A 16,809-nucleotide genomic window follows, 5' to 3' on the forward strand; every position below is an offset into this window, starting at 1 on the left:
GCTAAGCCTCATAGCGCCGATGGTACTGCAGGGGGGACCCTGTGGGAGAGTAGGACGCCGCCGAACAATCTTTAGTCAGAAAGCCCCGCCGGGTAACCGGTGGGGCTTTCTGCATTTCCGGACCAAGGCACCTGTCCAGTTGCCTCGGCGTTCCGTCCACGGCACACTGGCCCGTCATGGGCGGTGACCGAGAGCACGAGGCGGAGAGCGACTTCCGGGCGTTCTACGAGGGTGCCTACGGTCAGTTGGTGGCTCACCTCTATGCCCTGACCGGGGATCTCGGCGATGCGCAGGACGCTGCACAGGAAGCGTTCGTGCGGGCCTGGAGTCACTGGGGCCGGCTCAGTGCGTACGAGAATCCGGTGGCCTGGGTGCGGTTGACCGGTCAGCGGATCGCGATCAGTCGGTGGCGGCGGGCCAGGACAGCGTTGCGGAGCTGGGTACGGCACGGCGAGGGGAGTCCGCTGCCCGGGCCCGGGCCGGAGTCGGTGGCGTTGGTGGAGGCGTTGCGGAGGTTGCCCGAGGCGCAGCGGTCCGCGTTGGTGCTGCATCACATGGGAGGCCGGGCGGTGGCCGAGATCGCGGCCGAGGAGGGTGTCCCGGTCGGGACGGTGAAGGCGCGGCTGCACCGTGGGCGGCAGGCGTTGGCCGAGCTGCTGGGGGAGGAGGAGGGCGAGGGCGGTCTGTCGCTCCGTCAGCCGGATGTGCCGTCAGGCCCGATGGCCACGCCGCCGCCGTCGCCGGAGACGAGACAGCCGAAACAGACGAAACAGCCGACCGAGCAGCCACTACAGCCGCAGTCCGAGCAGGGGAAGCAGGGCGCCGCCCCTGCAGTGCCGGAGCAACGGGGCGGCGGGGAGCGTAACTTGAAGAGGACGCTGAGCGCTCGTGGCTGAGAGGGGGGCGATCACCATGGACGACCAGGATCGTCCGGCCATCACCACCGCGCGGTTGGACGGCCTGTTCGACGGCCTGCGGGGGGAGTTGAGCGGGCTGCGGATGCCCGAGCCCGATCAGTTGGTGGTCCGGGCGCTACGCCGTCGCCGTCGGCGGCGGGTCGAACTGACCTTTGTCGCTGGGGTGTTGGTCTCGGCCGGGGTGTGCGGTCTGGCCGGGGTGCCGGGCGGCGGTGGCGGGATAGCCGCCGAGCTGGTGGGGCCGCCGTCGTTGCGGACCATCACGCCGACCCTGGTGCTGCCGGGGCCGGGCGATTCGGTCGGACCGGTGGAGACGGTGATGCCGGTGGGGGCGACGGGTGGCGGGCTGCTGTTCGGCCGGGAGCAGCTACCGGTGAGCCAGGGGCGCTACGGTCCTTGGGGGTCACAGCTGTTGGCGGCTTCGGCGTTCGCGATGCCCACCATGCAGGGGTGTGTACCGGAGCTGGTGGACTCGTTGGGTGCCCTGCACCGCTGGGAGTTGGTGCACGGGGATGTCGGCCGGCCGAATGTGACGGCGGTGCAGTACCTGCTGGAGTTCCCCGCGGAGTCGCAGGCGGCGCAGGCGGCGGCCCGGCTGCTCGGGCCGGTGGAGTGCGCGGGGCTGGGCTGGCCGGCGGGGGAGCGGACCGACCGGGCGGTGGCGGTCGGTTCGACCAGGGTGCCGGGCCGGGTGGAGGAGTTCACCACCCGGGTGAGTGGCCGTCAGCTGGGGGTGCTGATGGTGCAGTACCAGGCCGACCGGTTCGCCGAAGCCGCAGTGCTGGACCCGGAGTTCCGGGCGGCGGCGGAACAGTTCGGTGCGGTCGGAACAGCTGCGGCCGGGACGAGTACGGGCGGTACCGGCGTGGCCGGGACGGCGTCGAGGGGTCTGACCGGTCCGGGCTGACCGGTGGCAGGAAAACCCCAAAAGTTTTCCGGTTTTCGACGCAACCTTCCTCCGTCGAGGGGCGTGTCCTGTACGTGCCGACGACGGGGCAGCGATCGCCCGGTCCAGGCCTCGTGGGTGCTGTGGAGAACAGGGGACTCCACAGCACCCACGCCGCACGTCCCCGGCCAGGGTTTCTTCCATCGGGGGAACATTCGTTGACCTGGCTCCGCAGCGCTGGAACGCTGAGGGACGTGAGCCGAGCCGTGAGCCTTGTGGGCCGCCTGCACGTCGATCTCCGACGGCATGCGAGCGCGATCTGTGCCGTCTGTCGCTGACGACGACGCACCGCCCGCCCCTGCCCGGCCGCCGTTCTCCCGGCGCTCCGTGACACCGCATCGCTGACCGCGTACCCACGTCCGCCCCGTCTCCCGGGCGGGCTGTTCGACGATCCCGAAGCCCCATCGACCGTCTCGGCGGTCGGGCGCTCCCTGCTGCCCGTAAAGGACCACATCCCCATGGCCTCCACCACCTCCAGGCGCACCTTCCTCGCACTGGCCGCCGTCGGCGCGGCGTCCGCCGCCTGCGGCCGGGCCACCGCCACCGGGGGCGGCGGGGGGAGCGAGACCAAGAAGCTTCGCTACCAGGGCTGGGCCGGGCAGGTCACGCTGCCCGAACTGGCCGAGGATCTCGGCTACTTCGGCGATGTGAAGCTGGAGTGGGTCGGCAACACGATCAGCGGCCCGCAGGACATCCAGTCGGCGGCCACCGGCCAGACCGACTTCGGCGGCGCGTTCAACGGCGCGGTGGTGAAGCTGATCGCGGCGGGCGCCCCGGTGAAGGCGGTGATCAGCTACTACGGCGTGGACGAGTTCACCTTCAGCGGTTACTACGTGCTGGAGGACAGCCCGATCCGGTCGGCCCGGGACCTGCAGGGCAAGAAGGTCGGGATGAACACCCTGGGCGCGCACAGCGAGGCGATGCTCGACATCTACCTGCAGCGCAACGGGCTCTCGGCCGGCGAGATCGGCAAGGTCGAGCCGATCGTGATCCCACCGGTGAACAGCGAGCAGACGCTGCGTCAGAAGCAGATCGAGGTCGCGGTCCTGAGCAGCATCCTGCGTGACAAGGCGCTGGCGACGGGCGGGATCCGGTCGCTGTTCAGCGACTACGAGCTGCTCGGCAAGTTCAGCGCGGGCACCTTCGTGCTGACCAGCCGCTTCCTGAAGCAGAATCCGGAGACCTCCCGGGTCTTCGTCACCGGTGTGGCCAAGGCGATCGAGTGGGCCAGGACCACGCCGCGCGAGGAGGTGATCGCCCGCAGCACCGAGATCATCCGGAAGCGGGGACGGAACGAGGACACCGCCACTCTCAAGTACTGGCGCTCGACCGGTGTCGCGGAGACCGGCGGGCGGATCAACGACCAGGAGTTCCAGCTCTGGATCGACTGGCTGGTCTCGCACGGCGACATCAAGGCGGGCCAGGTCAAGCCTGCCGACCTCTACACCAACGAGTTCAACAAGTACGGGGGTTGAGAGCATGACTGCCCACATCAGTTTCCACCAGGTGACCAAGACCTTCCCGATCAAGGACGGGACCGAGTTCACCGCCCTGGACCGGGTCGATCTGGACGTCGCCGCAGGTGAGTTCGTGGTGATCGTCGGACCGAGCGGCTGCGGGAAGTCGACTCTGCTGGATCTGGCAGGTGGGCTGACGAAGCCCACCGAGGGCCGGATCCTGCTGGACGGCCGCCCGGTCACCGGGCCCGGCCTGGACCGCAGCGTGGTGTTCCAGCAGTACGCGCTGCTGCCGTGGCGGACCGCGCAGGGCAACGTCGAGTTCGGGCTGGAGGCGGTCGGGGTCCCTCGTCGTCAACGGGCGGCGCTGGCCCGGGAGTACCTCGATCTGGTCGGTCTGACCGGTTTTGAGGACCGGCATCCGCACGAGCTGTCCGGTGGGATGAAGCAGCGGGTGGCGATCGCCCGCAGCCTGGCGTACGACCCGGGGGTGCTGCTGATGGACGAGCCGTTCGCGGCGTTGGACGCGCAGACCAGGGAGCTGCTCCAGGACGAGCTGCTGCGGATCTGGGAGCGCACGGGCAAGACGGTCGTGTTCATCACGCATGGCATCGAGGAGGCGGTCTACCTCGGCCAGCGGGTGGCGGTGCTGACCTCCCGTCCGGGCCGGGTGAAGGAGGTGGTCCCGATCGACCTGGGCGAGCGGACCAAGGCACAGGACCTGCGCTCCGCACCGGAGTTCGCCCGGTACCGGCACGAGATCTGGAGCCTCCTGCACGACGAGGTCAGCCGGGCGCAGCAGTTGGAGCGAGAGGTGGCCCACGTATGAGCACCGACCTGAGCACTGACCTCAGCACCGACCTGAGGACTGCACCGTCGATCAGCCTGCCGACCCCGAAGACGCTCGCTCCGGCGCGCCGCCCGTCCCGGTTGCCCGGGCTACTGTTCACCGCCGTCACCAAGTCGGTGGCGATCGCGCTGCTGCTGGTGATCTGGGAGCTGGCGCCGCGCTTCGACCTGGTGGACCGGACCTTCCTGCCCCCGGCCAGCGAGGTGCTGGACGCCTGGATCGGCCTGTTGAACAGTGGTCAGCTGGCGGTCAACACCTGGGCCAGCCTGGCCCGTTCGCTCAGTGGTTTCGGCCTGGCGGTGGCGATCGGCGTGCCGCTCGGCCTGCTGATCGGCTGGTACCGACCGGTGGCCAATCTGCTCAGCCCGTTGCTCGAACTGTTCCGCAACACCGCCGCGTTGGCACTGCTGCCGGTTTTCGTGCTGATCCTCGGGATCGGGGAGACTTCCAAGATCTCGATCGTGCTGTACGCCTGCCTGTGGCCGATCCTGCTGAACACCATCAGCGCCGTACGCAGCGTCGACCCCACTCTGCTGCGGCTGGCCCGTTCGCTGGACCTGTCGCCGGTGCGGCTGTTCCAGAAGGTGATCCTGCCCGCCTCGGTGCCGGTGGTGTTCACCGGCATCCGGCTGGCGGGGGCGGTGTCGATCCTGGTGCTGGTCGCGGCCGAGATGGTCGGTGCGAAGGCCGGCCTGGGCTATCTGATCAACGCTTCGCAGTACAACTTCGCGATCCCGCAGATGTACGCGGGCATCGTCACCATCTCCGTCATCGGGGTGGCCTTCAACCAGCTGCTGGTCTGGCTCGAACGCCGGTTCACCGCCTGGCGCGCCCCGCTCAACAGTTGAGGAGAGAGCCGTGCAGGAGCTGAGTACGGACGTGCTGGTGGTCGGGGGCGGCCCGGCCGCCACCTGGGCCGCGCTGGATGCGGCACGAGCGGGCGTGGACGTGGTCCTCGCCGACAAAGGGTACTGCGGTACCAGCGGAGCAACTGCCGCCGGGGGGACGGGAGTCTGGTACGTCGAGCCCGAACCGGCGGCGCGGGAGGCCGCGATGGCGAGCCGGGAGGCGCTGGGCGGCTACCTGGCCGGCCGCCGCTGGATGGGCCGGGTACTGGAGCGCACCTACGACATCATGAACGAGCTGGCTGACAGCGGGAGTTACCCCTTCCCGACCGGTCCGGACGGGCGGCAGCTGCGCAACGGCCTGCAGGGGCCCGAGTACATGCGCCGGATGCGGATCAGGATCAGGCGGGCCGGGGTGCGGGTGCTCGACCACAGCCCGGTGACCGAACTGCTCACCGCCGCCGACGGATCGGTGGCGGGAGCGGCGGGGTACCGGCGCCAGGAGGGCCACGGCTACCGGGTCAGGGCAGGGGCGGTGGTGCTGGCCACCGGGGGCTGTGCCTTCCTCAGCAAGGCGCTCGGCACCGACACCAACACCGGGGACGGGGCGCTGTACGCGGCCGAGGTCGGTGCGGAGATGTCGGGGATGGAGTTCTCCAACGCGTACGGCATCGCGCCCGAGCACACCTCGGTGACCAAGACCGCGTTCTACTCCTTCGCCACCTTCTACCAGGAGGACGGCGCGGTGTTGGAGGGCGCGGCCAGCCAGGGCGGGCGCTCGGTGATCGCCCGTGCGCTGCTGGAGGGCAAGGTGTACTGCCGTCTGGACCGGGCGGACGAGGCGGCCAGGGCGGCGATGCGGCTGGCCCAGCCGAACTTCTTCCTCACCTTCGACCGGTTGGGTGTCGACCCCTTCACCGAGCGCTTCGCGGTCACCCTGCTCGCCGAGGGGACGGTACGCGGCACCGGTGGCATCCGGATCACCGGGGACGACTGCCGCACCACCGTGCCGGGTCTGTACGCGGCGGGCGACGCGGCCACCCGGGAGGAGATCTGCGGTGGCTTCACCGGCGGCGGCAGCCACAACGCCGCCTGGGCGATGTCCTCCGGCAGTTGGGCGGGTCGGGGCGCGGCCGGGTACGCGCTGGCGCTGGGGGCCGGCGCGGTCGGCCGCGCCGTCAGCCCGGCCGGTGGCGCGGGGCTGCGGCCCCTCGGCAACCGGGACGCCGACGCGCGGGAGGTGATCCGGGCGGTGCAGGGAGAGGTGCTCCCGTACGACAAGAACTACCTGCGGCACGGCGAGGTGCTGACCGGGGCGCTCGATGTGCTGGACGAGACCTGGGCACGGCTGCGCAGCGGGTTGCACGGCACCGGCCGGGAGGTCGTGGCGGCCAGGCAGGCCGCCGCGCTGACGGCCAACGCCCGCTGGATGTACCGGTCCGCGCTGGCCAGGACCGAGAGCCGGGGGATGGCCAGGCGGCTGGACTTCCCCGAGCAGGATGCGGACCAGCACCACCGGATCGCCTCCGGCGGCCTCGACCGGGTCTGGACCCGGCCGCTGACGGCGGTGGCGGCGTGATCGAACTCGTCTCGCCCGAGCGCTGCATCAGCTGCGACAAGTGCATCAAGGTCTGCCCGACGGACGTCTTCGACCGGGGCGCGGACGGTATCCCGGTGATCGCCCGGCAGAGCGACTGCCAGACCTGCTTCCAGTGCGAGGCCAACTGCCCGACGGACGCCCTGTTCGTCGCCCCGCAGACCCATCCGCAGCCGCCGTTCGACGAGCTCGCGCTCGCCGAGTCCGGCCTGCTGGGCAGCTACCGGGCCCAGATCGGCTGGGGCCGGGGCCGTACCCCGGGCTCGTTGCGCGCGGTCGGCCCGGCCTTGGGCACCGCACCGATCACCTCCTGAACACCCGTCACGAAAGGACACGAGTCATGAGTCTGGAGATTCACAAGGTCGGTGGCCGGATCGGCGCCGAGATCACCGGGGTGGACACCTCGCGGCCGCTGGACGCGGGCACCGTGAGCCGGCTGAACGAGGCGCTGGTGGCGCACAAGGCGCTGTTCTTCCGGGAGCAGCACCTGGACGACGAAGGCCAGCTCCGGTTCGCCGCCAACTTCGGTGCGCTGACCACCGCCCACCCCACCGTCCCGTCGCTGGCCGGGCAGCCGAGCGTGCTGCCGGTGGACAGTGAGGACGGTGGCCGGGCCAACCACTGGCACACCGACGTCACCTTCGTCCGTACCCCGCCGAAGGCCAGTACGCTGCGGGCGCTGGTGGTGCCGCCTTACGGTGGCAACACGCTGATCGCCGACTCCCAGGCCGCGTACCGGGATCTGCCCGAAGCGCTGCGAGAGCTGGCCGACCGGCTGTGGGCGGTGCACACCAACGACTACGACTACGCACAGGGCAAGGAGCTGGACGAGGCGGACGCCGAGCGCCGCCGGGTCTTCACGGCCGTCAAGTACCGGACCGCCCACCCCGTGGTGCGGGTGCACCCGGAGAGCGGTGAACGCGGGCTGTTCGTCGGCGGGTTCGCGCAACGCATTCTCGGTCTGCCGTCCGCCGAGTCGCACGACCTGCTGCGCAGCCTGCAGGCGTACGTCACCCGGCCGGAGAACGTGGTGCGCTGGCGCTGGTCGGTCGGCGACCTGGTGCTGTTCGACAACCGCTCGACCCAGCACTACGCGCCGGACGACTACGACGACCTGCCGCGCCGGCTGCACCGGGTGACGGTGGCGGGGGACGTTCCGGTCGGGGTGAGCGGGGAGTCCAGCTACCTGATCGAGGGGGACGAGGCTCCGCACTACACCTCCTAGTCAACGCCGAAGGGGCGCCCACCAACCGGTGGGCGCCCCTTCGGCGTTGGTCAGGAGGTCAGGAGAACCGGCCGGCCGGGCGGGGCAGGCCGTAGTGCTCGCGCAGGGTGCGGCCGGTGTAGCCCTCGCGGAACAGGCCGCGCTTGCGCAGGATCGGCAGCACCTGCTCGACGAAGTCGGTCAGGCCGTCGGGGAGGATCGGCGGCATGATGTTGAAGCCGTCGGCGGCGCCCTGGGTGAACCAGGTCTCGATGTGGTCGGCGAGCTGCTCGGGGGTGCCGACGACCACCTGGTGGCCGCGTCCGCCGCCGAGCCGGCCGACCAGCTGACGCAGGGTCAGCCGGTCGCGTTCGGCCAGGTCGCGGATCAGTTCGAACCGGCTCTTGGCGCCGTTGATCTCGGTCACCGGCGGCAGCGGCGGCAGCGGTTCGTCCAGCGGGTGGTCGGTCAGGTCGATGCCGAGCACGGTGGAGAGCACGCCCACCGAGCGGGCGGGGTTGATGAGGTCGTCCAGCTCGCGGTCCAGGCGGTGGGCCTCCTCCTCGGTGGAGCCGAGCACCGGCACCACCCCGGGCAGCACCACGACCTGTTCGGGGGCCCGGCCGAAGCCGGCGGCCTGCCGCTTGAGGTCGGCGTAGAAGGACTGCCCTTCGGCCAGCGTCTGCTGCGCGGTGAACACCGCCTCGGCCCAACGGGCGGCGAAGGCCCGGCCGTTGTCGGAGGAGCCGGCCTGCACCAGCAGCGGGTGGCCCTGCGGCGGGCGGGGGATGTTCAGCGGGCCGCGGACCTGGAAGTGCTCGCCGACGTGGTCGATCTCGTGCACCCGGCCGGCGTCGGCGAAGGCGCCGGTGGCCCGGTCCAGGGTGAGTGCGCCGTCCTCCCAGCTGTCCCAGAGCGCGGTGACCACGTCGAGGAACTCGGCGGCCCGCTGGTAGCGGACGGCGTGCTCCTGGTTGGCGGAGCGGCTGAAGTTCTGCGCGGACCGCTCCCCGGCCGAGGTGACGATGTTCCAGCCCGCCCGGCCGTGGCTGATGTGGTCCAGCGAGGCGAACTGCCGGGCCAGGTTGTAAGGCTCGCTGAAGCCGGTGGAGACGGTGCCGATCAGGCCGATCCGCTCGGTCACCACGGCCAGCGCGGTGAGCAGGGTGAACGGTTCGAAGTGGCTGATCAGGCCCCAGCCGCCGTCCGAGCGGGCCTCCACGCCGTCGGCCAGGAAGACCGAGTCGAAGGAGGCCGCCTCGGCGGTCTGCGCCAGCCGCTGGAAGTGCGCGATGTCGGCGGCCTGGTGCGGGTCGGTGCGCGGGTGACGCCAGGCCGCCTCGTGGTGGCCGACGCCCATCAGGAAGAGGTTGAAGTGCAGTTGCCGGTCGTCAGTGGGCATGGTGAAGTGCTCCGGTTCCGGAGGAGATCGGGGATTGTCCCCAATTCTCGTTCCGGACACGGGAGTCGGACAGTGATTCGCCCACCGACGGAATTAATCCGCCCGTCACGAGCTGCGCGCGGTGCGCAGCTCCATCGGCCGCTGGTACGCGCTGTCCAGTACGCCCGCGCAGGCCGCCACGGCCAGCACGTCCGGCCCGAACGAGGCGGCCGTCACCAGCTGCCCGGGCTCCACCGCGCCGTGCCGGCCGACCTGTTCGTACAGGTAGCCGGCCAGCTCCGGACGGACCGTCAACCCGGCCTCGCTGACCACCAGGACCTCGGGGTTGAGCACGTTGAGCAGCAGCGCGGCGGCCGGTGCGGCCAGCCGGAGCCGTTCCTTGATCAGTGCCACGGCCCGCTCGTCGCCGGTCCGGGTCAGGGCCAGCAGCAGTTCGAAGTCCGGTGCGGGGATGAGGCCTTGGGCGTGCGCGCGGCGGGCGACGGTGCGTTCGGAGACGGTGGCCTGGAGGCAGCCGGTCCGGCCGCAGATGCAGGGCTCGGTGGAGCCGGGTACGGGCAGGTGGCCGACGTTGCCGGCCCGGGAGCGGCGGCCGCGCAGCACGGCGCCGCCGGTGGCGAAGGCGGCGTCGACGACGTTGCCGACGAAGAGCTGGACGAGTTCGGTCGAGCCGCGGCCGGCGCCGAACAGCAGCTCGGCCACGGCCAGCGCCCGGGCGTGGCTGTCGACGTGTACGGGTAGCCGGGTGGCGCGGGCGAGTTCGGCCCGGACGGGGACGTCCCGCCAGCCGAGCGGGCCGTGCTCGACCACGGTGCCGCGTTCGGAGTCGACCCAGCCGCCGGTGACCACCCCGAGGCCGAGCAGCGAGCGTCCGGCGGCCCGGCGGGCCAGGAAGCCCGGCAGGTGGTCGCGGACGGTGGCGAGCACGGTGGTGGCGTCGCCCCGGCGGGGCAGCCGCTCGTGCGCGACCACCCGGCCGCGCAGATCGAGCAGCGCGAAGGTGAGGTACGGGACGCCGATGTGCACGCCGCAGGCGAGGTGGTGGCGATTGTCCACGTCGAGCGGCAGCTGGGGGCGGCCGGCCCGGGGCGGTCCGTCCGGCGCGGGCAGTTCGCGGACCAGGCCGAGGCCGATCAGGTCGGCGGTGTGCCGGGAGACCGCCGCCGGGCTGAGACCGGTGGCCCGTCCGACGGCGCCCCGGGCCAGCGGCCCGGCGGCCAGTACGGCGCGCAGTACCGCCCCGGCGCCGCCGCCCTCGGCGGGCTGTGGCGCCCGGGCCGGCGCGGGGGGAGCGACCAGAGAGAGCATGCGGTCGATGCTCCCAGTGGGGTGTTGCACGGGCGTGGCGGCGGCATGACGGGGCCCCGGCGCCGTCAAGAGCTCGCTAAGACTGGCCGTACGCCTCACCTGATCAGCGGATTCCCGGCCGGACGGCCGTAGGCTCGGGGCAGGCGAACAGGTGTCCGGGGGCGTGGCCCGCCGGGCTGACCAAGAATGGTGCGCATGGCACGCGGCAGGCTGCGGATCTACCTCGGGGCGGCACCCGGCGTCGGCAAGACGTACGCCATGCTGGCCGAGGCGCACCGCCGCGCGCTGCGCGGCACCGACGTGGTGGCCGGCTTCGTGGAGCACCACGGGCGGGACCGGACCGCCGAGCTGATCGAGGGTCTGGAGCTGCTGCCGCGCCGGGAACTGACGTACCGGGGGGTGACCCTCGGCGAGCTGGACCTGGACGCGGTGCTGCGCCGGCGGCCCGCCGTCGCCCTGGTGGACGAGCTGGCCCACACCAATGTGCCGGGCAGCCGGAACGCCAAACGCTGGCAGGACGTCGAGGAGCTGCTGGCGGCCGGGATCGACGTGGTGTCGACCGTCAACATCCAGCATCTGGAGTCGCTCGGCGACGTGGTCGAGGGCATCACCGGGGTCCGCCAGCGCGAGACGGTGCCGGACGAGGTGGTCCGGCGGGCCGACCAGATCGAGCTGGTCGACATGTCGCCCCAGGCACTGCGCCGCCGCCTGGCCCACGGCAACGTCTATCCGCCGGACCGGATCGACGCCTCGCTGGCCAACTACTTCCGGCCGGGGAACCTCACCGCACTGCGCGAGCTGGCGCTGCTCTGGACCGCCGACCGGGTGGACGAGTACCTGCAGCGGTACCGGGCCGAGCACGGCATCGAGGGCACCTGGCAGGCCCGCGAGCGGATCGTGGTCGGCCTGACCGGCGGCCCCGAGGGCGCCACCCTGATCCGGCGCGCGGCCCGGATCGCCGACCGGGCCTCCGGCGGCGAGCTGCTCGCCGTGCACATCGCCCGCTCCGACGGGCTGGCCGGGGAGAGCGGCTCCCCGCAGATCCTGATCGAGCAGCGGGCCCTCACCGAGAGCCTCGGCGGGAGCTTCCACACCGTGCTCGGTGACGATCCGGCCGGCGCCCTGCTGGACTTCGCCCGCGGGGTGAACGCCACCCAGATCGTGCTGGGCAGCAGCCGCCGCCGGGCCTGGCAGTACCTGTACGGTCCTGGGGTCGGCGCCACCGTGACCCGCGAGAGCGGTGACATCGACGTGCACACCGTCACCCACGAGCAGGCGGCCCGGGGGCGCGGCCGGGTGCCGGTGCGCAAGGTCACCGACCTGGGCCGGACCAGGACCGTGCTCGGCTGGCTGATCGGCGTCGGCGGTCCGCCGCTGCTGACCCTGCTGCTCACCCAGGTGAACGGCCTCGGGCTCTCCACCGACATGCTGCTCTTCCTCAGCCTGACCGTCTGCGCGGCGCTGGTCGGCGGGCTCTTCCCGGCGATCGCCTCGGCGCTGGTCAGCTCCTCGGCGCTGAACTACTACTTCGCGCCGCCGATCCACACCTTCACCATCTCCGAGCCGCAGAACATCCTGGCGGTGGCGATCTTCACGGCGGTCGGCATCGCGGTCGCCTCGGTGGTCGACCTGGCCGCCAGACGCACCCAGCAGGCCGCCCGGGGCCAGACCGAGGCGCAGTCGCTGAGCGCGCTGGCCGGCACCGTACTGCGCGGCGCCCCCGGCGGGGACGGGCTGCTGACCGCCCTGCTCGACCAGGTCAGGGAGACCTTCCAGCAGGACTCCGCCGCCCTGCTGGAGCGCGCTGACGACCACTCACCCTGGCAGGCCGCCGCCGCCCGAGGCCCGCACCCGCCGACCCGCCCCGAGGACGGCGACGTGGACGTCCCCGTCGGCGAGCACCTCGCCCTGGTGCTGCGCGGCCGGGTGCTGCCCGCCGCCGACCGCCGCCTGCTCGGCGCGTACGCCGCCCAGGGCGCGGCCCTGCTGGAACGCCGCCGGCTGGCCGGGGAGGCCGCGGCCGCCCGCCGGGAGGCCGAGGGCAACCGGATCAGGACCGCTCTGCTGGCCGCCGTCTCGCACGACCTGCGCACCCCGCTGGCCGGGATCAAGGCGGCGGTCAGCTCGCTGCGCGCGGAGGACGTCGAGTGGAGCCCGGAGGACGAGGCCGAACTGCTGGCGGGCATCGAGACCGGTGCCGACCGGCTCGACCATCTGATCAACAACCTGCTGGACATGAGCCGCCTGCAGACCGGCACGGTGGCCCCGCTGATCCGCGACACCGACCTGGACGAGGTGGTCCCGTACGCGCTCGGCGGGGTGCCGCCGGGATCGGTCCGCCTCGACGTACCCGAGACGCTGGCCATGGTCCGGGCCGACGGCGGGCTGCTGGAGCGGGCGCTGGCCAACCTGGTGGAGAACGCCGTCAAGTACAGCTCCGACGTGCTGGTGCGGGCCGCCGCGATCGACCGTCCGGGCGCCGCCCGGCAGGTCGAGGTGCGGATAGTGGACCGCGGCCCCGGTGTGCCCGAGGACGCCAAGGAGCGGATCTTCGCGCCGTTCCAGCGCCACGGCGACGCCCCGCGCGGCGCCGGTGTCGGGCTCGGCCTGGCGGTGGCCCGGGGCTTCGTCGAGGCGATGGGCGGCACGCTGGCCGCCGAGGACACCCCCGGCGGCGGGCTGACCATGGTGGTCGTGCTGCCCGCCGCAGTACCCGAGCCCCTACCCGAGCCCGATCCCTCACCGAACCGAAAGGCGGAGCCCGTATGACCCGGGTCCTCGTCGTGGACGACGAACCGCAGATCGTCCGCGCCCTGGTGATCAACCTCAAGGCCCGGAAGTACGAGGTGGACGCCGCCCATGACGGTGCGTCAGCCCTGGAACTGGCCGCCGCCCGGCACCCCGACGTGGTGCTGCTCGACCTCGGCCTGCCGGATCTGGACGGCGTCGAGGTGATCCGCGGCCTGCGCGGCTGGACCAGGGTGCCGATCATCGTGCTGTCCGCCCGGCACAGCTCGGACGAGAAGGTCGAGGCACTGGACGCAGGGGCGGACGACTACGTCACCAAGCCGTTCGGCATGGACGAGCTGCTGGCCCGGATGCGGGCCGCGATCCGCCGGGCCGAACCGGTGGTCGGCGAGGACGAGTCGACCGTGGTCACCGAGGGCTTCACGGTCGACCTGGCCGCGAAGAAGGTCAACCGGGACGGCGCCGACGTCCGCCTCACCCCGACCGAGTGGCACCTGCTGGAGGTGCTGGTCCGCAACGCCGGCCGGCTGGTCAGCCAGACCCAGCTGCTCCAGGAGGTCTGGGGCCCGGCCTACCGCACCGAGACCAACTACCTGCGGGTCTACCTGGCCCAGCTGCGCCGGAAGCTGGAGGCGGACCCGAGCCGGCCGCGGCACTTCATCACCGAACCCGGCATGGGCTACCGCTTCGAACCCTGACCGGACCCCCGGCCCTGCCGTTCGAACAGCTGAAACCGGTACCCTTCCGACATGAGTGGTGACAACAGCAGCGAGCAGCCGCAGGGCCGGTTCCGCCGCATGATCAGCCGCCTCACCTCCTCCTCCGAGGAGCTGGACGCGGAAGAGCTGCGGCAGGACACGGCGGAGTCGGGCTGCACTCCGATCGCCAGCTGCGGGGACCGTGAGGTGGTCACCGTGGCCGGGACCCTGCGCACCGTTACCCTCCGCCCCCGGGCCGGGGTCCCCGCCCTGGAGGCCGAGCTCTTCGACGGCAGTGACGCGCTGGACGTGGTCTGGCTCGGCCGCCGTTCGATCATCGGTATAGAGCCGGGCCGTCGGCTCATCGCCACCGGCCGGATCAGTCACGCACGCGGGCGCCGCGTGCTGTTCAACCCCCGCTACGAACTGCGTCCGGCCGGACACGGGAGCGAGTGAGTGTGACCAACCTGCCCGGCGGCGATCCCGCCGCCCAGCTCGACCTGGCCAAGCCCGTCCCCGCCGCCCTGACGGCGGAGGAGGAGCAGGCCGGTCGCGAGGCTGCCTCCAAGGAGGCGGCCGAGACGGTGCTGAAGGCCTTCGGCGGTGTCCGGGGCATGATCGACATGACCCTGCCCGGTCTGGTCTTCATCATCACCTTCAACATCACCCACGAGGTGGCCCCGGCCGCCTGGGCCGCGCTCGGGCTGAGCCTGCTGTTCGTGGTGGTCCGGCTGTTCCGCCGGGAGACCGTCCAGCACGCCTTCAGCGGCGTGTTCGGGGTCGCGCTTGGTGCCTGGATCTCGATGAAGACCGGCAAGGCGGAGAACTTCTACCTGCCAGGCCTGCTCTGGAACGTGGGCTACTGCGTGGGCCTGGCGGTCTCCGCCCTGGTCCGCTGGCCGCTGATCGGCGTGATGCTCGGCCCGATCACCGGTGAGATGTTCACCTGGCGGACCCAGAACCCGGGCCGGCTGGCCGCGTACACCAAGGCCACCTGGGCCTGGGTGGTGGTGATGGGCATCAAGCCGGTGATCCTCTTCCCGCTCTACTTCACCGGGAACGTCAACCTGCTCGGCTGGCTCAAGGTCGCGCTGGGCATTCCGCCGCTGCTGCTGGCGATGTACCTGACCTGGCAGATCCTGCTCAAGGCGCCGCCGCCCATCAAGGCGGAGATCGAAGAGCACACCGAAGAGCACGGCGAAGAGCCGAAGTAACGCCGAAGGGCCCCACCGGAGTGGGGCCCTTCGTCCGTTCCGGGTGCCGCTACTGGGCGCCGGAGCCCGCCGACAGGAGCTCCTCGAGCTCCTCCTCGCGCTCCTGGGCCGCCACGAAGAGCAGCTCGTCGCCGCCCTCCAGGGTGTCGTCCTTGCCCGGCACCAGCACCCGGCCCTCGCGGATGATGGTCACCAGCGCGGTGTCGGTCGGCCAGGCGACATCGCCCACCCGGGTGCCGACCAGCTCGGTGTCGGCCGCCAGCGTCAGCTCGACCAGGTTGGCGTTGCCCTGGCTGAACCGCATCAGCCGGACCAGGTCGCCGACGCTCACGGCCTCCTCGACCAGCGCCGACATCAGGCGCGGGGTGGAGACGGCGACGTCCACGCCCCAGGACTCGTTGAACAGCCACTCGTTCTTCGGGTTGTTCACCCGGGCGACCACCCGGGGCACCCCGTACTCGGTCTTGGCCAGCAGCGAGACGACCATGTTGACCTTGTCGTCACCGGTGGCGGCGATCACCACGTGGCAGCGCTGCAGCGCGGCCTCGTCCAGCGAGGTGATCTCGCAGGCGTCGGCCAGCAGCCACTCGGCCATCGGCACCCGCTCCACCGAGATGGAGTTCGGGTTCTTGTCGATCAGCAGGACGTCGTGGCCGTTCTCCAGCAGCTCGCCCGCGATCGAGCGGCCGACCGCGCCGGCTCCGGCAATGGCGACTCTCATCAGTGCTCATCCTCCTGCGGGCCCTGCGCGAACGCGGCCTCGACGGTGTCCAGGTCGGCCCGGCGCAGCATCACGTGCACCAGGTCGCCCTCCTGGACGACGAGTTGAGGGGTCGGCAGGACGCCCTCGCCCAGCCGGGTGAGGAACGCGATCCGGGCCCCGGACGCCTCCTCCAGCGCGGTCAGCTTGTGGCCGACCCAGGACGGCGCGTACGCGACCTCGGCCAGCTGCACGCCGCCGCTCGGGTCCTGCCAGAGCGGCTCGCCGCCGCTGGGCAGCAGCCGGCGCAGCATCTGGTCGGCGGTCCACCGGACGGTGGCCACGGTCGGGATGCCCAGGCGCTGGTACACCTCGGCCCGGCGGGGATCGTAGATCCGGGCCGCGACGTTCTCCACACCGAAGTTCTCCCGGGCGACCCGGGCGGCGATGATGTTGGAGTTGTCACCGCTGGAGACCGCGGCGAACGCCCCGGCCTCCTCGATCCCGGCCTCGCGCAGGGTGTCCTGGTCGAAGCCGATCCCGGTCACCCGTCGGCCGTTGAAGTGCGAGCCGAGTCTGCGGAAGGCGGTCGGGTCCTGATCGACCACGGCGACCGAGTGACCCTGTTTCTCGAGCGCGCGCGCGAGGGCGGAACCCACCCGGCCGCAGCCCATGATGACGATGTGCACGGGACTACCTCACCCGGTCCGTTGGGATCATGACCTGCGCAGACACCGATCGTCATCCTTCCGCCCCCGACTCCGGGGGGACAGTTCGCCGAGTCCTCGGCACCGTGTGGCGCGGGATGTTCCTGATGGTTCCCGCGCACTCATCATCCGACACGCTAGCCCCTCCACCGAACACAGTCCCGACAAAGGGGCCACCGGGGGGCGTCGATCCGGAGGCGACCCCCTACGATTCCT

16 protein-coding genes are annotated in these 16,809 nt (G+C 71.8%); 12 read left to right on the forward strand and 4 right to left on the reverse strand.

What is annotated here, in order from left to right; translation table 11 throughout:
* The first annotated feature begins 176 nt into the window (after positions 1–176).
* From ASC99_RS31270 to ASC99_RS31305, 8 genes are all read left to right on the forward strand, one after another.
* The gene (locus ASC99_RS31270; protein WP_063857248.1) at positions 177–896 is read left to right on the forward strand and encodes a SigE family RNA polymerase sigma factor; all 720 of its coding nucleotides are present in this window, start codon (positions 177–179) and stop codon (positions 894–896) included.
* The gene (locus ASC99_RS31275; RefSeq protein ID WP_057238414.1) at positions 889–1,824 is read left to right on the forward strand and encodes a hypothetical protein; all 936 of its coding nucleotides are present in this window, start codon (positions 889–891) and stop codon (positions 1,822–1,824) included. The genes ASC99_RS31270 and ASC99_RS31275 overlap by 8 nt, the downstream gene beginning before the upstream one ends.
* Positions 1,825–2,321: 497 nt before the next feature.
* The gene (locus ASC99_RS31280) at positions 2,322–3,338 is read left to right on the forward strand and encodes an ABC transporter substrate-binding protein (protein WP_057238416.1); all 1,017 of its coding nucleotides are present in this window, start codon (positions 2,322–2,324) and stop codon (positions 3,336–3,338) included.
* A gap of 4 nt (positions 3,339–3,342) precedes the next feature.
* Complete coding sequence (locus ASC99_RS31285; RefSeq protein ID WP_057238419.1) at positions 3,343–4,149, forward strand: ABC transporter ATP-binding protein; 807 nt, start codon at positions 3,343–3,345, stop codon at positions 4,147–4,149.
* Entirely contained in the window at positions 4,146–5,018 is an 873-nt protein-coding gene (locus ASC99_RS31290) for an ABC transporter permease (protein ID WP_057238421.1), read from the forward strand. Before ASC99_RS31285 ends, ASC99_RS31290 begins: the two co-directional genes overlap by 4 nt.
* A 10-nt stretch (positions 5,019–5,028) precedes the next feature.
* Complete coding sequence (locus tag ASC99_RS31295; RefSeq protein ID WP_057238423.1) at positions 5,029–6,594, forward strand: FAD-dependent oxidoreductase; 1,566 nt, start codon at positions 5,029–5,031, stop codon at positions 6,592–6,594.
* Entirely contained in the window at positions 6,591–6,926 is a 336-nt protein-coding gene (locus ASC99_RS31300) for a ferredoxin family protein (RefSeq protein ID WP_057238426.1), read from the forward strand. The genes ASC99_RS31295 and ASC99_RS31300 overlap by 4 nt, the downstream gene beginning before the upstream one ends.
* Before the next feature lie 26 nt (positions 6,927–6,952).
* Complete coding sequence (locus ASC99_RS31305; protein WP_057238427.1) at positions 6,953–7,837, forward strand: TauD/TfdA family dioxygenase; 885 nt, start codon at positions 6,953–6,955, stop codon at positions 7,835–7,837.
* Between the two features lie 58 nt (positions 7,838–7,895).
* On the opposite strand, the gene ASC99_RS31310 is transcribed toward ASC99_RS31305, so the two are convergent.
* Both ASC99_RS31310 and ASC99_RS31315 read right to left on the reverse strand, forming a co-directional pair.
* On the reverse strand, positions 7,896–9,218 hold the full coding sequence (locus ASC99_RS31310) for an LLM class flavin-dependent oxidoreductase (RefSeq protein WP_057238428.1): 1,323 nt from the start codon (positions 9,216–9,218) through the stop codon (positions 7,896–7,898).
* A 105-nt stretch (positions 9,219–9,323) separates the two neighbouring features.
* Positions 9,324–10,526: an ROK family transcriptional regulator gene (locus ASC99_RS31315; RefSeq protein WP_057238431.1), complete on the reverse strand. Its 1,203-nt coding sequence runs from the start codon at positions 10,524–10,526 to the stop codon at positions 9,324–9,326.
* Positions 10,527–10,721: 195 nt separating this feature from the next.
* On the opposite strand from ASC99_RS31315, the gene ASC99_RS31320 reads away from it, so the two are divergent.
* From ASC99_RS31320 to ASC99_RS31335, 4 genes are read left to right on the forward strand one after another with little or no spacing between them, the layout of a single operon-like run.
* A complete protein-coding gene (locus ASC99_RS31320; protein WP_057238433.1) occupies positions 10,722–13,295 on the forward strand; it encodes a sensor histidine kinase KdpD in 2,574 nt (857 codons plus the stop codon).
* Positions 13,292–13,972 (forward strand): response regulator, encoded by a 681-nt coding sequence (locus tag ASC99_RS31325; RefSeq protein ID WP_057238434.1) that lies wholly within the window; start codon positions 13,292–13,294, stop codon positions 13,970–13,972. The genes ASC99_RS31320 and ASC99_RS31325 overlap by 4 nt, the downstream gene beginning before the upstream one ends.
* A gap of 51 nt (positions 13,973–14,023) precedes the next feature.
* The gene (locus tag ASC99_RS31330; RefSeq protein WP_057238435.1) at positions 14,024–14,428 is read left to right on the forward strand and encodes an OB-fold nucleic acid binding domain-containing protein; all 405 of its coding nucleotides are present in this window, start codon (positions 14,024–14,026) and stop codon (positions 14,426–14,428) included.
* 2 nt (positions 14,429–14,430) lie between these two features.
* Positions 14,431–15,186, forward strand: coding sequence for a DUF3159 domain-containing protein (locus ASC99_RS31335; protein WP_235502860.1), 756 nt, complete (start codon positions 14,431–14,433; stop codon positions 15,184–15,186).
* Between the two features lie 49 nt (positions 15,187–15,235).
* Here ASC99_RS31335 and ASC99_RS31340 read toward each other — a convergent pair whose 3' ends face one another.
* Positions 15,236–15,907: a TrkA family potassium uptake protein gene (locus ASC99_RS31340; protein WP_057238437.1), complete on the reverse strand. Its 672-nt coding sequence runs from the start codon at positions 15,905–15,907 to the stop codon at positions 15,236–15,238.
* Complete coding sequence (locus ASC99_RS31345) at positions 15,907–16,575, reverse strand: TrkA family potassium uptake protein (RefSeq protein WP_057238439.1); 669 nt, start codon at positions 16,573–16,575, stop codon at positions 15,907–15,909. Before ASC99_RS31345 ends, ASC99_RS31340 begins: the two co-directional genes overlap by 1 nt.
* Positions 16,576–16,809: the final 234 nt, after the last annotated feature.

The organism is Kitasatospora sp. Root107 (genome assembly GCF_001424875.1).
Classification (GTDB): domain Bacteria; phylum Actinomycetota; class Actinomycetes; order Streptomycetales; family Streptomycetaceae; genus Kitasatospora.

What these genes read in the sequence shown, in the direction of transcription:
- ASC99_RS31270 (WP_063857248.1), top strand. Translation starts at nt 177, where the DNA reads ATGGGCGGTGACCGAGAGCACGAGGCGGAGAGCGACTTCCGGGCGTTC.
- ASC99_RS31280 (WP_057238416.1), top strand. Translation starts at nt 2,322, where the DNA reads ATGGCCTCCACCACCTCCAGGCGCACCTTCCTCGCACTGGCCGCCGTC.
- ASC99_RS31285 (WP_057238419.1), top strand. Translation starts at nt 3,343, where the DNA reads ATGACTGCCCACATCAGTTTCCACCAGGTGACCAAGACCTTCCCGATC.
- ASC99_RS31290 (WP_057238421.1), top strand. Translation starts at nt 4,146, where the DNA reads ATGAGCACCGACCTGAGCACTGACCTCAGCACCGACCTGAGGACTGCA.
- ASC99_RS31305 (WP_057238427.1), top strand. Translation starts at nt 6,953, where the DNA reads ATGAGTCTGGAGATTCACAAGGTCGGTGGCCGGATCGGCGCCGAGATC.
- ASC99_RS31310 (WP_057238428.1), bottom strand. Translation starts at nt 9,218, where the DNA reads ATGCCCACTGACGACCGGCAACTGCACTTCAACCTCTTCCTGATGGGC.
- ASC99_RS31315 (WP_057238431.1), bottom strand. Translation starts at nt 10,526, where the DNA reads ATGCTCTCTCTGGTCGCTCCCCCCGCGCCGGCCCGGGCGCCACAGCCC.
- ASC99_RS31320 (WP_057238433.1), top strand. Translation starts at nt 10,722, where the DNA reads ATGGCACGCGGCAGGCTGCGGATCTACCTCGGGGCGGCACCCGGCGTC.
- ASC99_RS31325 (WP_057238434.1), top strand. Translation starts at nt 13,292, where the DNA reads ATGACCCGGGTCCTCGTCGTGGACGACGAACCGCAGATCGTCCGCGCC.
- ASC99_RS31330 (WP_057238435.1), top strand. Translation starts at nt 14,024, where the DNA reads ATGAGTGGTGACAACAGCAGCGAGCAGCCGCAGGGCCGGTTCCGCCGC.
- ASC99_RS31340 (WP_057238437.1), bottom strand. Translation starts at nt 15,907, where the DNA reads ATGAGAGTCGCCATTGCCGGAGCCGGCGCGGTCGGCCGCTCGATCGCG.